Here is a 14,990-nt window from a genome sequence, read left to right as displayed (position 1 = left end):
GAATCAAGAATGATAAATCGATTCAGGAAAACCCTCTTGGCGGTCGCGCTGCTGGCGGCCAGCGCTGGCGCCGTAGCCGAGGATATCGACCTGTTTGTCGGGGCCGAATCCCTGTCCGGCAGTGATTATCCCAATGTGATCATTTTGCTCGACAACTCGGCCAACTGGGCGGCCCAGAGTCAGCAGTGGCCCGATGGTAGTGCGCAGGGTGAGTCCGAGTTGCGGGCCATCAAGCGAGTTGTCTCTGGGTTGGCCCCCGCTAACGAGGATGCCAAGGTCAATATCGGCCTGATGATGCTCAACGAGGGTAGTGGACAGATCCCTGACGGTGGCTATGTGCGCTCCCGAGTCATGGAAATGACCTGGGCCAATCGGGTGGAATTTATCAGAAAGATTGATCATATTCTGGCCAACTTTCAGGATCCCTCGGAAAAGGTTTCCTCTTCGGTCGGCTATGACCGGGCGATGTTCGAGGTATTCAAGTACTTCGGTGGTCATACCCGTATCGCTGAAGCCTATAGCGATATCGAGGGTGGGAGCCAGCCGCGCAACTCCACCCATTTCGGGTCGTACCGTTATTCGGGCGATGCAGTATTCGCGAAGCGGGACCCTTTGGCTTTTGCCGATCTGGCGCAGACCACCTACAAACCAGCGGCCCCCACCGAGGAGGTCTGCAAGGCGAAGAACTACGTGATCCTGATCGGCAATGGCTGGCCGGGGCCGACGGAGTCGGATGCGGCAACCTTGCTGCGCAACGTGGGTGAGGATCCCACCCAGCAGATCTATCCGACCTCGTCTTCCGATGTCCGTTATGCCGACGAAATGGCGCGTTTCATGTACCAGACCGATGTCAGCCCGGCGCCTGGTTTCCAGAATGTAGTCACCTACACCATCGATGTCTACAATGCCAAGCCCAGCGCTGCGCACGAGAAGCTGCTGCGCAGCATGGGGGACGTTGGCGGGGGAGGGTACTTCGCTGCCACCAATGAAGATGCGATCGCGGTGGCGCTGCAGACTGCGCTGTCCGAGATCAAGTCGGTCAGCAGCGTGTTTGCCTCGGTCAGCCTGCCGGTCAGTGTCAACACCCAGGGCACCTATCTCAATCAGGTGTTCGTCGGTATGTTCCGTCCCGATGAGAATGCCTTGCCGCGCTGGGCTGGCAACCTCAAGCAGTACAAGATGGGCCTCTCCGGTGGCGAGCTGGTGTTGCAGGATGCCGATGGTGCATCGGCGATCAACAGCTCGACGGGCTTCGTGACCGAGTGCGCCCGCAGCTTCTGGACGCCCAAAACGACCACCCCAGCGAATTATTGGGGCGACGCGACCCTGCCCTACTGGAGCAAGGTGCCGGAAGGCAAGGCGGGGGGGTGTATGGCGGTATCCGGCTCCGCACAAGCAGACTATCCGGACGGCAACGTCGTGGAAAAGGGCGCCCAGGGCTACAAGTTGCGCACTGGCGGTTCGCTGCTCCTGGCCAATGCCACGACGCGCAATGTTCTGGCCTGCACCCAAAGCGACTGCACGACGCCCCCGGCTCCGGCGGTCGGTCTACTAGACCAGTTCGATACCAGTCACAGTGTGACTGCTGCGGAGCTGGGGGCCACGGTAACTGCGACTGAGCGCACGGCACTGATCAACTGGGCGCGCGGGGCCGATGCCGGTGCTGACAGCGAGTTTTCTGATGGCCGGGTGTACACCACGACAAGCACGATGCGTCCATCGGTACATGGTGACGTGGTGCATTCCCGCCCGGTGGCGATCAACTTCGGTAGTGATACCAGCAAGGAAGTCGTGGTGTTCTACGGCGGCAACGATGGCCTGCTGCGCGCCGTCAATGGCAACCGTGATGGTGAGGGCGCTATCGGTGGGCTGGAGCCTGGTCGAGAGTTGTGGTCATTCATGCCGCCGGAGTTCTATCCGCATATCAAGCGGATTCGCGACAACGAAGTAGGCATCGACTTCCCCAATTTTCCTGTAGTCACGGGGCTCCCTACACCTGAGCCCAAGCGTTACGGCTTCGATGGTCCGGTTACCGCCCACAAGGACAGTAGCGATGCCTGGCTGTATGCGGCCATGCGTCGCGGAGGTCGCGCTCTGTATGCCTTTGACGTGGACAATCCAGCCTCGCCGAGCCTGAAGTGGCGGATCGGCTGCCCCAGCCCGGATGTGGCCAGCGATACCGGCTGCACCACGGGACTCAGCGATATCGGTCAGACCTGGTCGTCGGCCAAGCCGTTCCTGGCGCAGGGCTATGAGGCAGGGGCCGCTCCTCTGCTGATCATGGGCGGCGGTTACGATGTCTGCGAGGACTTCGATAATGGCACCCAAAACCATAATTGCAGTGCTTCATCCAAAGGCAACCAGATCTACATCCTGGACGCCGATTCGGGCGATGTCGTCAGGGCTTTCGAGACCGAGCGAGGGGTGGTTGGCGATGTGACCCTGGTGACCGGAAGCAACGGTATGACCCAGTACGCCTATGCTGCCGATCTTGGCGGCAATGTCTACCGGATCACCATTGGCGAGTCCACCGAGGACAACTGGAGCATGACCCGGATCGCTGCGCTGGGGTGCGACTCGCTGGCTTCCTGCAATGCCAACCGCAAGTTCATGTTCGCCCCCGATGTGGTGGTGGACGGCAACACCTACTATGTGTTGGTCGGCTCGGGTGATCGCGAAAAGCCCTTGGAAAATAATGACGAGGGCGTGGCTAGTGCAGCTACCACGGTGGCGAACCATTTCTACATGGTTCGTGATATCCCGACCGATACCAACTGGCTGAGCAGTGAGCGTAGTACCTGTTCGGTTCCTGATGGCGAGCCTTCTGTCATCTGCTTGGACTCGCTGTACCCGATAGGCGCGACTGCCGATTCGCCCACCGAGAGTGTCGTGAACACCAAGAAAGGCTGGTACCTTGAGCTACGTAATGATGAGCAGGTGGTTACCTCGGCAATCACCGTCTACGGGGTGGTCACGTTTAGTACCCACATCCCTGAACATTACCAGCCCGGCCAGTGCCCGACCCTGGGCACTGCAAGTGTGTATAACATCGACTACACCAATGCCAAGAGCCTGAATGGTACCGGCTTGCGCTTCGAGGAGATCGCTGGCGGTGGTCTGCCGCCGTCGCCAGTGGCCGGCATGGTTACTCTTGACGATGGAACGACTGTTCCCTTCGTGATTGGCTCGAACCCAGAGTCGCCTTTGCAGGGGGGGGAGGCACCAGCCCCTAACGTGGCAGGACAACCCCGAGCCAAGGTTTATTGGAATATCGAAGACCAGCAGGATCCATTGCCATGATCTGTCGATTGGAGCGCTATGCCGCTCAGGGCTCCACGGTGCCTGGGCGCTCACGGAGACGACAGCGAGCCTTCACGCTGATTGAGCTGATGGTCACCATCGCGGTACTGGCAGTCCTGATGGGGATTGCCATTCCATCCTTCAGCGAGTTTTCGCTGAGCAGCAGATTGCGCAGTTATGGCACCAGCCTAGTGGCCAGTGCCCAGTTGGCCCGCAGTGAGGCGATCAAACGTAACAGGGATGTGACCCTCTGCATGTCCGCCAATGGTACGAGTTGTGCAAATAGCGGCAGCTGGGAACAGGGTTGGATAGTTTTGCAAGGTGCGACTGTTATCCACCAGCAACAGTCTCTGGCTGCTGGTTACCGGGTTACTGCTGTCGATGACGTCACCAGCATTGCTTTCAGGCCCTCCGGGGTGGGGGCCACGCAGACTACCTTGCGAATCTGTCGAGCAAGTCCGAGCGCAGGGAGTCAGGAACGCGTGGTGACCATCTCTGCGACCGGTCGTACCTCCGTAGAAAAAACCACGGACGGGAGCTGTCCCTCGGCCTGATGAGCTTCAGGTGCAGCACACCCAAGGCCTTCGCAAAGGCTTAAACTCTAGCCCGTACTCGCTCTCTGCAACCCAGTAGCCAGTAGTACGGGCTTTGTTTTTCTCAATAGGCTTCCCCATGCACAACATCCTCATCATCGGCGCCGGGGCCATCGGCCTGCAGTCGGCGCGCTTGCTGGCGCAGGCCGGCTGCCAGGTCACCCTGCTCGATCAGTCCGCTGTCGGCAGCGAAGCGTCCTGGGCCGGCGGCGGCATCGTTTCGCCGCTGTATCCGTGGCGCTACAGTCCGGCCGTGACGGCGTTGGCGCACTGGTCGCAGGATTTCTATCCGCGCCTCGGCGAGCGGCTGATCGAGGAGGGCGGTGTCGATCCGGAGGTGCACGTCACCGGGCTGTACTGGCTGGATCTGGAGGACGAGGCCGAGGCGCTGGCCTGGGCCGCGCGCGAGGGGCGGCCGCTGCGTGCGGTGCCGATGGCTGAGGTGGAAGCGGCGGTGCCGGTGCTGCGCCACGGCTACCAGCATGCGATCCACATGGCCGGGGTGGCCAACGTGCGCAATCCGCGCCTGCTTAAGTCGCTGCGCGCGGCGCTGGAGCAGCTGCCGAATGTCGAGATCCGCGAGCAGTGTGCGGTCGATGGTTTCGTGCGCGAGGGTGGGCGAGTGGTAGGCGTGCGCACGGCGCAGGGCGAGTTGCGTGCCGATGCAGTGGTGGTGGCGGCCGGTGCCTGGAGCGGCGAGTTGCTCAAGACTCTCGGTCTCGAGCTGCCGGTGGAGCCGGTGAAGGGGCAGATGATCCTGTTCAAGTGCGCGGCGGACTTCCTGCCGGCGATGGTGATGGCGGGCGGCCGCTACGCGATCCCGCGCCGCGACGGCCATATCCTGGTCGGCAGCACCCTGGAATACGAAGGCTTCGACAAGACCCCGACCGGGGAGGCGCTGGAGAGCCTGCGCGCCTCGGCCATCGAGCTGCTGCCGGCGCTGGCCGACGCCGAGGTGGTCAAGCACTGGGCCGGTCTGCGCCCGGGTTCGCCGGACGGCATTCCGTTTATCGGTCCGGTGCCGGAGCATGACGGCCTGTGGCTGAACTGTGGACATTTCCGCAATGGCCTGGTGCTGGCGCCGGCGTCCTGCCAGCTGCTGACCAACCTGCTGCTGGGGCAGGCGCCGATTGTCGATCCAGCCCCCTACGCGCCCGCCTTGCGTCTGCGCCGGGCGCAATGATAGCCTTCGCGCCACGTTTCCAGCCGGTGTAGCTCAGTCGGTAGAGCAGCGCACTCGTAACGCGAAGGTCGGGGGTTCGATTCCTCTCACCGGCACCATCGCTTCAGACAAAACAGCCCGTTGCACATCACTGCGCAACGGGCTGTTTTTCTTTGCACGGCAATAAAAGACGTTTACAGGCTCAGGCGCATCGACAGGTCGACGGCCTTGACGTCCTTGGTCAGGGTGCCGATGGAGATGTAGTCGACGCCGGTTTCGGCGATGGCGCGCAGGGTGGTCTGGTTCACTCCGCCGGAGGCTTCCAGCTTGGCGCGGCCGGCGTTGAGGGTGACGGCGGTGCGCATGTCGTCGTGGTCGAGCTCGTCGAGCATGATGATGTCGGCGCCGGCGTCCAGCGCCTGCTGCAGTTCCTCGAGGTTCTCCACTTCCACTTCCACCGGGCGGCCGGGGGCGATCTGCCGGGCGCTGGCGACGGCCTGGGCGATGCCGCCGCAGGCGGCGATGTGGTTTTCCTTGATCAGGAAGGCGTCGTACAGGCCGATGCGGTGGTTGTGGCAGCCGCCGCAGGTGACCGCGTACTTCTGCGCCAGGCGCAGGCCGGGCAGGGTCTTGCGGGTGTCGAGCAACTGTACGGCGGTGCCTTCGACCAGGTCGGCGTATTCGCGGCAGCGGGTGGCGACGCCGGAGAGCAGCTGCAGGAAGTTCAGCGCGCTGCGTTCGCCGCTGAGCAGGGCGCGCGCCGGGCCTTCGAGGCTGAACAGGGTCTGGTCCTGCATGGCGCGCTCGCCGTCGGCGACGTTCCAGGTCACCTGCACGCGCGGGTCGAGCTGGCGGAACACCTCGTCGACCCAGGCGGTGCCGCAGATGGTGGCGGCCTCGCGGGTGATGATCTTCGCCCGCGCCAGGCGCTCGGCAGGGATCAGCTGGGCGGTGATGTCGCCACTGCCAATGTCTTCGGCAAGCGCGGCGCGCACGTTGGCGGTGATTTCGGCGCCGAGATCGGCAAGGCGAAGGTTGGGCATGACGGGCTCCCTGTGCGTTTTCGGCGGATTATAGGCCGGTTTGCCGGTGCCGGGCGTGTGCCTGTCGCGCAGGGGATGCAACAAGTACTGGCGGCGTGCTTGGTCTGGGCGCGGCGCTGCTCTAGAGTGAGCTGAATGAACGAGGGCTGTCGCGCTGTGGCAGTCCAGGAAAGGAGTCGAGATGCAGATCGATCCGCAGAGCGGCTGGTGCGTTGGTGCGCAGCACTGTCCCTCGCCGAACTTCAACGCACGGCCGGCCGGCGAGGTGTCGCTGCTGGTCATCCACAACATCAGTCTGCCGCCGGGGCAGTTCGCTACCGGCCAGGTGCAGGCGCTGTTTCGCAACCAGCTGGACCCGCAGGCCCATCCGTATTTCGCCGGCATCGCCCACCTGCAGGTGTCGGCGCACTTTCTGATCGAGCGTGACGGCACGCTGATCCAGTTCGTGTCCTGCAACCAGCGCGCCTGGCATGCCGGGGTGTCGTGCTTTGCCGGGCGTGAGCAGTGCAACGACTTCTCCCTGGGCATCGAGCTAGAGGGCACCGACGAGCTGCCCTACAGCGACGCGCAGTACGCGAGCCTGCTGGCGCTGACCCGTGAGCTGCTGCGGGTCTACCCGCAGATCACCCCCGCGCGTATCTGCGGACACAGCGACATCGCTCCGGGGCGCAAGACCGATCCAGGCCCGGCGTTCGACTGGGCGCGCTACCTGGGCTCGCTGGGCGCCGAGGTGCAGGCATGAGCTTTCTGGTGTTGCTGTTGATCCTGCTGCTGGAAAAGACCAGCGGCTGGCGCGCGCGCCTGCAGCGCGACGATCTGTTCCTGCGCGCCCTGGGCCGGGTGGAGAGCGAGCCGCGTCTGGTCGGGCGGCCGCTGCGCCAGCTGCTGGTGCTGGGCGTGCCATTGCTGCTGGTCGCGCTGCTGCTGTGGGCGCTGGCGCCGCTGGCCTACGGCTGGCTGCTGCTGCCGCTGCATGTCGCGGTGTTGCTGTGGAGCCTCGGTCGCGGCGATCCGCAGTCTAGCCTCGCGCCGTTCCGCGCCAGCTGGCAGCGCGGCGATGCCGAGGCGGCGTATCTCGACGCCCGGCGCGATCTCGGTGTGCAGGCCGCGGATGCCCCGGCATTGCTGGCGCAGGTGCAGGGTTTCCTGCTCTGGCAGGTCTACCAAGGCTTCTTTGCGGTGGTCTTCTGGTACGCGCTGCTCGGTCCGCTGGCGGCGCTGGCCTATCGCCTGCTGGCGCTGCTGGCAGAGCATGCCGGCGACGAGGCGCTGCGCCGGCACGCGGTAGGCCTGCGCCAGGCGCTCGACTGGCTGCCGGCGCGCCTGTTGGCGCTGAGCCTGGCGCTGGCCGGCAACTTCGTCACCGCCAACCGAGTGCTCTGGGCGCGCCTGTTCGATCTGCAGGCGAGTGCCGCGCAGCTGGTGGTCGATGCCGGCCGCGCGGCGGCGGACAGCGCCGCGGGCACGGGCGGAGTGGAGACGCTGGACGAGCTGTGGAGCCTGCTGCTGCGCGCCGGGCTGATCTGGTACAGCGCCCTGGCGCTGTGGATCCTGCTGCTGTAGCGGGTCAGGCCGGCCACAGCCAGGCAGCGCCGCGCACGCCACTGGAGTCGCCGTGGCGGGCTGGCAGCAGGCGGGTGTTGACCTGGTCGGAGAACACGTGGCGCACCAGCAGCGGCGGCACGTCGCGATACAGCACCGACATGTTCGACAGGCCGCCACCGAGGACGATGACTTCCGGGTCGAGGAGGTTGATCACCGAGGCCAATGCCCGCGCCAGCTGGTCGCAGTAACGGGCGAGGGCGGCCTGAGCCGCCGGCTTGCCGGCGGCGGCCGCGCGGTACAGCTGGCCGGCATCCAGGCCGAGCTGGCTGCGCGCCGCCCAGCCGGGACCGCTGAGGAAGGTCTCGATGCAATCGTCGAGACCGCAGTAGCAGCGCCGTGGCTCGCCATCCGCCGCGCTGCGCCAGGGCAGGGCGTTGTGGCCCCACTCGCCGGCGATGGCATTCGGTCCGCCGAGCAGCTGGCCGTTGATGACGATGCCGCCGCCGGTCCCGGTGCCGAGAATTGCTCCGAACACGCTGCGCGCGCCGGCTGCGGCGCCGTCGCTGGCTTCCGACAGGGCGAAGCAGTCGGCGTCGTTGGCCAGGCGCACCGGGCGCTCGAGCAGGCGCTGCAGATCGCCCTGCAGGTCCTCGCCGATCAGGCACACCGAGTTGGAGTTCTTGATCCGTCCGTGGTCCGGCGAGCGCGTGCCGGGGATGCCGACGCCGACGCTGCCGCGGCGGCCCAGCTCGCGCTCGGCGCCCTGCACCAGGCCGGCGATGGCGGCGAGGGTGGCGGGGTAGTCGCCCTGGGGGGTAGGCACCCGCCGGCGCAGGCATTCGCGCTCGCCGTCGAGGCCGATGATTTCGATCTTGGTGCCGCCGAGGTCGATGCCGAAGCGCAGGGTCATGGAATGGTCTCGGGTTGGGTGAGGGTCAGCGCCAGCCGAACAGTGCGCTGGCGTTGTGGCTGCTGGCGCTGGCCAGCTCCTCGGCAGTCACCCCGCGCAGCTCGGCCAGTACCTGGCAGATCTCCGCCAGGTACTCGGGGCTGTTGCGCTGCTGGGCGTGCATGGCCGGCGCCATGTCCGGGGCGTCGGTTTCCAGCACCATGGCTTCCAGCGGCAGCTGCGCGATCAGCTTGCGCAGGCGTCGGGCCTGCGGCCAGGTGGCGGCGCCGCCGAGGCCCAGCTTGAAGCCGAGTTTCAGGTATTCCTTGGCTTCTTCAAGGCTGCCGGAAAACGCGTGGACGATGCCGGCCCGCTTGAGCCGGTAGCGCTTGAGGGTGGCGATGGTCTGGGCGTGGGCGCGGCGCACGTGCAGCAGCGCCGGCAGCTCGAACTCTACCGCCAGCTGCAGCTGCGCCTCGAACAGCGCCTGCTGGCGCGCGTGGTCCAGCTCGGGCACATACCAGTCGAGACCGAATTCGCCGAGGGCGCACAGCTTGCGGTTGCCGGCCAGACGCTCCAGCCAGCCACGCAGCTCGAGCAGATGCTCGGGGCGATGCTGCTCGAGATAGACCGGGTGCAGGCCGAAGGCGGCGTACAGGCCGTCCTCGCTCTCGACCAGATCCCACAGGCGCTGCCAGTTGGCCTGGTAGACGCCGAGCACCACCAGCTTCTCCACGCCCGATGCCCGGCAGCGCGCCAGCACGGCAGCGCGGTCGGCGTCGAAGTCGGGGAAGTCGAGGTGGGTGTGGGTGTCGATCAGCTGCATGGCGCCTCCGCTCATGCCGAAAGTGTAGCGGGGCGCCGCAGCGCCCCGCTGGAACCGCAGGTTGTCAGTGATGCTCGCGGGTGGCGCGGAATTTCACGTCCGGCCAGCGCTCTTCCATCAGGCTGAGGTTGACCCGGGTCGGCGCCAGGTAGGTGAGGTGGCCGCCGCCGTCGACCGCGAGGTTCTCGTAGGCCTTGACCTTGAAGTCCTCGAGCTTCTTCTTGTCGGCGCACTCGATCCAGCGCGCCGACCAGACGTTGATCGCCTCGTAGGCGCACTCGACCTTGTATTCCTCCTTGAGGCGGCTGGCGACCACGTCGAACTGCAGCACGCCGACCGCGCCGAGGATGATGTCGTTGTTGCGCTCGGGGAAGAACACCTGGGTGGCGCCTTCCTCGGCCAGTTCCTGCAGGCCCTGGCGCAGCTGCTTGGATTTCAGCGGGTCCTTCAGGCGCACGCGGCGGAACAGTTCCGGGGCGAAGTGCGGGATGCCGGTGAAGCCCAGCGCCTCGCCTTCGGTGAAGGTGTCGCCGATCTGGATGGTGCCGTGGTTGTGCAGGCCGATGATGTCGCCGGCGTAGGCCTCCTCGAGCATCTCGCGCTCGCTGGAGAAGAAGGTCAGCGCGTCGGCGATCTTCAGGTCCTTCTTGATCCGCACGTGGCGCATCTTCATGCCCTTCTCGTACTTGCCCGAGCAGATGCGCATGAAGGCGATGCGGTCGCGGTGCTTGGGGTCCATGTTCGCCTGGATCTTGAACACGAAGCCGCTGAACTTCTCCTCGGTCGGCTCCACCACCCGCTCGTGGGCGGCGCGCGACAGCGGCTGCGGCGCCCAGTCGACCACCGCGTCGAGCACGTGGTCGACGCCGAAGTTGCCCAGCGCGGTGCCGAAGAACACCGGGGTCATCTGGCCCTTGAGGAAGGCGTCCTGGTCGAACTCGTGGCAGGCGCCCTGCACCAGTTCCAGCTGCTCGAGGAAGCGCTCGTACTCGTCGCCCAGGTGCGCGCGGGCTTCATCGGAGTCGAGGTGCTCGATGACCTTGACCTCGGTGCGCTCGTGGCCGTGGCCCGGGGTGTAGACGATGATCTTGTCTTCGCTGAGGTGGTAGACGCCCTTGAAGTCGCGGTAGCAGCCGATCGGCCAGGTGATCGGCGCGGCCTTGATCTTCAGTACCGCCTCGATCTCGTCGAGCAGCTCGATCGGGTCGCGGATGTCGCGGTCGAGCTTGTTGATGAAGCTGACGATCGGCGTGTCGCGCAGGCGGCACACGTCCATCAGAGCGATGGTGCGCGGCTCGACGCCCTTGCCGCCGTCGAGAACCATCAGCGCCGAGTCCACCGCGGTCAGGGTGCGGTAGGTGTCTTCGGAGAAGTCCTCGTGGCCGGGGGTGTCGAGCAGGTTGATCATGTGCTCGCGGTAGGGGAACTGCATCACCGAGGTGGTGATGGAGATGCCGCGCTGCTTTTCCATCTCCATCCAGTCGGAGGTGGCATGGCGGTCGGACTTGCGCGATTTGACCGTGCCGGCGACGGCAATCGCCTTGCCCATCAGCAGCAGCTTCTCGGTGATGGTGGTCTTGCCCGCGTCGGGGTGGGAAATGATGGCGAACGTGCGGCGTTTCGCCACTTCGGCGGCCTGGGTGGTCATAAGCGTGGAACGCCTCGGCGTAATGAATGTCTGTCAAAAAAGGCGGCGATTATAGCGGATGCGCCCCCCTGCTGACCCGCTGGTGATGAGCGGGGGCAAATTGGGGAAATTTCTGGTTGATCTTGACCCCCCTTGGTCCTAAAGTTCGCGCCCGAACGTCCATGCTGGAAACGATCCATCCGGCTCAAGTACTGACGACGAGACAGCAAGGTCAACCCGCCATCGAGCACGACGCGCGGTTGACCTTTTTGCTTTCGGCGACATGCCTTGGGAAGTAGGCGAACCAAAGTGGGGATACGGATTAGGCGTTCAGTGACAGCCCCTTGAAACTTTTGTGTTTTTCCCATTTTGGAGCCCAGCCGAGCATGACCATCAAGGTTGAAGACTATTACGACCGCGACACCTTCAAGAAGATGAAGGCGTTTGCCGACCAGAAGGAAACCCCCTTCGTCCTGATCGACACCGCGATCATCGACAAGGCCTACGACGACCTGCGTGCCGGCTTCGAGTTCGCCAAGGTCTACTACGCGGTCAAGGCCAACCCGGCGGTCGAGATCATCGACCTGCTCAAGGAAAAGGGCTCCAACTTCGACATCGCCTCGATCTACGAGCTGGACAAGGTGATGTCCCGCGGCGTCGGTCCGGAGCGCATCAGCTACGGCAACACCATCAAGAAGTCCAAGGACATCCGCTACTTCTACGACAAGGGCGTGCGCATGTACGCCACCGACTCGGAAGCCGACCTGCGCAACATCGCCAAGGCCGCGCCGGGCTCCAAGGTCTACGTGCGCATCCTCACCGAAGGCTCGACCACGGCCGACTGGCCGCTGTCGCGCAAGTTCGGCTGCCAGACCGACATGGCCATGGACCTGCTGATCCTCGCCCGCGATCTGGGCCTGGTGCCCTACGGCGTGTCCTTCCACGTCGGCTCGCAGCAGCGCGACATCTCCGTGTGGGACGCCGCCATCGCCAAGGTCAAGGTGATCTTCGAGCGCCTCAAGGAAGAAGACGGCATCGAGCTGAAGATGATCAACATGGGTGGCGGCTTCCCGGCCAACTACATCACCCGCACCAACAGCCTGGAAACCTACGCCGAAGAGATCATCCGCTTCCTCAAGGAAGACTTCGGCGACGACCTGCCGGAAATCATCCTTGAGCCGGGCCGCTCGCTGATCGCCAACGCCGGCATCCTGGTCAGCGAAGTGGTGCTGGTCGCGCGCAAGTCGCGTACCGCCGTCGAGCGCTGGGTGTACACCGACGTGGGCAAGTTCTCCGGCCTGATCGAAACCATGGACGAAGCCATCAAGTTCCCCATCTGGACCGAGAAGAAGGGCGAGCTGGAAGAGGTGGTGATCGCCGGTCCGACCTGCGACAGCGCCGACATCATGTACGAGAACTACAAGTACGGCCTGCCGCTGAACCTGGCCATCGGCGACCGCCTGTACTGGCTGTCCACCGGTGCCTACACCACCAGCTACAGCGCGGTGGAATTCAACGGCTTCCCGCCGCTGAAGGCCTACTACCTGTAACGGGCCGCCGCTGTCCTCTCCCGCACCGGGGGAGGACGCGGTCCTGGTGAGATCGACAAACCCCGCTGCGGCGGGGTTTTGTCGTTTGTAGGGGTGGGTCGCGAGGTGCGCGAGGGGAGTTCCCTGATGAATGTAAAGAAAATGTAAAGACGAGGCTCTTTTCTTTACTGATAATATTTCTCAAATAGAATCGCATCCCATTAAGACAAGGGAGTGATTCTCATGCGTGCGTTCATCAAAGCCTCTACCCGTCAACCCCAGCGCCTGCTGGCTACCGCCGTCGGCCTGGCCGTGGCTTCCCTGGCCGTTCCAGCTCTGGCGGAGGAGCAGGGCGCTCTGCAGCTCGACAACGTCAGCGTGCAGGGTGAGCAGGACAGCGGCTACAAGACCGAGTCGGTTTCCTCGCCGAAATACACCGCGCCGCTGCTGGATACCCCGCAGACCATCAGCGTGGTGCCCCAGCAGGTGATCCAGGAGCAGCAGGCGCTGAGCCTGCGCCAGGTGCTGTCCAACGTCTCCGGCATCACCTTCAACGCCGGCGAGGGCGGCGGCGGCTCGGGCGACAGCATCAACATCCGCGGCTTCAGCGCCAACGCCAACATGCAGATCGACGGCCTGCGCGACAGCAGCCAGACCAACCGCACCGACACCTTCAACATCGAGGCGGTGGAGGTGATCAAGGGCCCCAACTCGGTGTTCGGCGGCAGCGGCACCACTGGCGGCAGCATCAACCAGGTCAGCAAGGAACCGCGCCAGCGCGACTTCACCCAGATCGGCGCCAGCCTCGGCACCGACAACTACAAGCGCATGACCCTGGACACCAACCAGACCCTGGAGGGTGTGGGTACCGACAGCGCCTTCCGTCTCAACCTGATGGCCCACGAAAACGACGTGCCGGGCCGCGACGAGATCGACCGCGAGCGTTGGGGCATCGCGCCGTCCCTGGCCCTGGGCCTGAGCGACGCCACCCGCCTGACCCTCAGCTACTTCCACCAGACCGACGACAACCTGCCCGACTACGGCGTGCCGGCCCGCGACGGCAAGAAGCTCGCTGGGGTCGACCGCGAGGCCTACTTCGGCTGGAAAAACCTCGACAAGGACGAGGTGGAGAGCGACGCCTTCACCGTCAAGCTGGAGCACGAGTTCAACGACAGCCTCAGCCTGCAGAACCTGACCCGCTACAGCCGCATCGACCGTGATGCGGTGGTCTCGGCTTCCCACGTCAACACCACCGGCGTCAGCGCCGGGCGCTACAAGCCGGCCGGTCCGCAGGCCTACGGCCGTGATGTGACCACCGACATGTGGATCAACCAGACCAACCTGAGCGCCTACTTCGACACCCTCGGTCTGGGCCACACCCTGGTCACCGGCGCGGAGATCTCCCGCGAGGACTACGAGCGCATCACCTACAACCATGGCCTGGCCAGCGCACTCTATCCGGCCGACGGCTACGCCCTGGCCAACCCGCCGGGCTACTGGAGCGGTCCGGTGAACAAGACCCGCAGCGCCGACACCTCGACCGTGCTGGACAGCAAGGCGCTCTACGTCTTCGACACCATCGCCCTCGATCCTCGCTGGGACCTGAGCCTCGGCCTGCGTTACGACTGGCTCGACGGCGAATACCGTAACACCGCGCTGCCGGCCGGCACCGTCACCGATCTGGAAACCAGCGACGAGAAGCTCAGCGGGCGTGCCGGCCTGGTGTTCAAGCCGGCCGACAATGGGCGCATCTACGTCGCCTACGGCACCTCGTTCAACCCCTCGGCCGAGTTCCTCGCCACCAGCGGCGCCGGGGTGAGCGCCGCTACCGCCGACCTGTCGCCGGAGAAGAACGAGACCTGGGAACTGGGTACCAAGTGGGAACTGCTGGGTGGCCGCCTGCAGCTGGATGGCGCGCTGTTCCGCGTCGAGAAGACCGATGCCCGCGAAGAGCTGGCCGACGGCTCCTTCGTGCTGGCCGGCGAACAGCGGGTGCAGGGCGTCGAGCTGGGCGTGACCGGCAAGGTCAGCGAGCAGTGGAACGTCTACGCCAACTACACCTTCCTCGACAGCGAGACCCTCAAGTCGGTCAACGACCCGAGCCGCGAAGGCCAGGCACTGGGCAACACCCCGCCGCGCTCGTTCAACCTGTGGACCACCTACGAGCTGCCGGCCGGCTGGACCCTGGGCTACGGCGCCCGCTACGTCAGCGAGCGCAACGTGACCGCCACCGACAGCGCCAAGCTGGACGCCTACTGGCTGCACAACGCCATGGTCGGCTACCAAGTCAGCAAGAACCTCGACCTGCAGCTGAACGTCAACAACCTGTTCGACGAGGACTACGTGGAGCGGGTGCGCCAGAACCCGGGCACCGACGCGCGCTCCTCGGCGATCGAGTACGGCGACGCCCGTGCGGCGATCCTCTCGGCCAACTATTCGTTCTAACCTTCACGTCCAGGCAGGCCCCGCTCCGGCG

11 protein-coding genes and 1 tRNA gene are annotated in these 14,990 nt (G+C 64.9%); 8 read left to right on the top strand and 4 right to left on the bottom strand.

Annotation, left to right across the window (positions count from 1 at the left end; genetic code table 11):
* Positions 1-9 precede the first annotated feature (9 nt).
* The 4 genes from BM297_RS12580 (at position 10) to BM297_RS12565 (ending at position 5,174) form a co-directional block, all read left to right on the top strand.
* Positions 10-3,300 (top strand): pilus assembly protein, encoded by a 3,291-nt coding sequence (locus BM297_RS12580; protein ID WP_092432026.1) that lies wholly within the window; start codon positions 10-12, stop codon positions 3,298-3,300.
* On the top strand, positions 3,297-3,854 hold the full coding sequence (locus tag BM297_RS12575) for a GspH/FimT family pseudopilin (protein WP_092432024.1): 558 nt from the start codon (positions 3,297-3,299) through the stop codon (positions 3,852-3,854). The genes BM297_RS12580 and BM297_RS12575 overlap by 4 nt, the downstream gene beginning before the upstream one ends.
* 118 nt (positions 3,855-3,972) lie before the next feature.
* Positions 3,973-5,076, top strand: coding sequence for a glycine oxidase ThiO (gene thiO, locus BM297_RS12570; RefSeq protein ID WP_092432023.1), 1,104 nt, complete (start codon positions 3,973-3,975; stop codon positions 5,074-5,076).
* 22 nt (positions 5,077-5,098) lie between these two features.
* Positions 5,099-5,174, top strand: a tRNA-Thr gene (locus tag BM297_RS12565).
* A gap of 75 nt (positions 5,175-5,249) precedes the next feature.
* Here the strand turns inward: BM297_RS12565 and nadC are convergent.
* Entirely contained in the window at positions 5,250-6,098 is an 849-nt protein-coding gene (nadC, locus tag BM297_RS12560; RefSeq protein WP_092432021.1) for a carboxylating nicotinate-nucleotide diphosphorylase, read from the bottom strand.
* A 181-nt stretch (positions 6,099-6,279) separates the two neighbouring features.
* Here nadC and ampD point away from each other — a divergent pair, with 181 nt between their 5' ends.
* Both ampD and ampE read left to right on the top strand, forming a co-directional pair.
* Entirely contained in the window at positions 6,280-6,840 is a 561-nt protein-coding gene (gene ampD, locus BM297_RS12555) for a 1,6-anhydro-N-acetylmuramyl-L-alanine amidase AmpD (RefSeq protein ID WP_092432019.1), read from the top strand.
* Positions 6,837-7,661: a regulatory signaling modulator protein AmpE gene (gene ampE / locus BM297_RS12550; RefSeq protein WP_092432017.1), complete on the top strand. Its 825-nt coding sequence runs from the start codon at positions 6,837-6,839 to the stop codon at positions 7,659-7,661. Before ampD ends, ampE begins: the two co-directional genes overlap by 4 nt.
* 4 nt (positions 7,662-7,665) lie before the next feature.
* On the opposite strand, the gene BM297_RS12545 is transcribed toward ampE, so the two are convergent.
* From BM297_RS12545 to BM297_RS12535, 3 genes are all read right to left on the bottom strand, one after another.
* On the bottom strand, positions 7,666-8,553 hold the full coding sequence (locus BM297_RS12545; protein ID WP_092432015.1) for an ROK family protein: 888 nt from the start codon (positions 8,551-8,553) through the stop codon (positions 7,666-7,668).
* Between the two features lie 25 nt (positions 8,554-8,578).
* Positions 8,579-9,358, bottom strand: coding sequence for a TatD family hydrolase (locus tag BM297_RS12540; RefSeq protein WP_092432014.1), 780 nt, complete (start codon positions 9,356-9,358; stop codon positions 8,579-8,581).
* Between the two features lie 64 nt (positions 9,359-9,422).
* A complete protein-coding gene (locus BM297_RS12535) occupies positions 9,423-11,006 on the bottom strand; it encodes a peptide chain release factor 3 (RefSeq protein WP_092432012.1) in 1,584 nt (527 codons plus the stop codon).
* A gap of 365 nt (positions 11,007-11,371) precedes the next feature.
* On the opposite strand from BM297_RS12535, the gene BM297_RS12530 reads away from it, so the two are divergent.
* Positions 11,372-12,535, top strand: a complete 1,164-nt coding sequence (locus tag BM297_RS12530; RefSeq protein WP_092432009.1) for a type III PLP-dependent enzyme — start codon at positions 11,372-11,374, stop codon at positions 12,533-12,535.
* Between the two features lie 222 nt (positions 12,536-12,757).
* On the top strand, positions 12,758-14,959 hold the full coding sequence (locus BM297_RS12525; protein ID WP_092432007.1) for a TonB-dependent receptor: 2,202 nt from the start codon (positions 12,758-12,760) through the stop codon (positions 14,957-14,959).
* Positions 14,960-14,990: the final 31 nt, after the last annotated feature.

The sequence above is a fragment of the Geopseudomonas sagittaria genome, assembly GCF_900115715.1.
Taxonomy (GTDB): domain Bacteria; phylum Pseudomonadota; class Gammaproteobacteria; order Pseudomonadales; family Pseudomonadaceae; genus Geopseudomonas; species Geopseudomonas sagittaria.
Note: the sequence above shows the minus strand (reverse complement) of the source record. Positions and strands in the feature narration are given on the sequence as shown.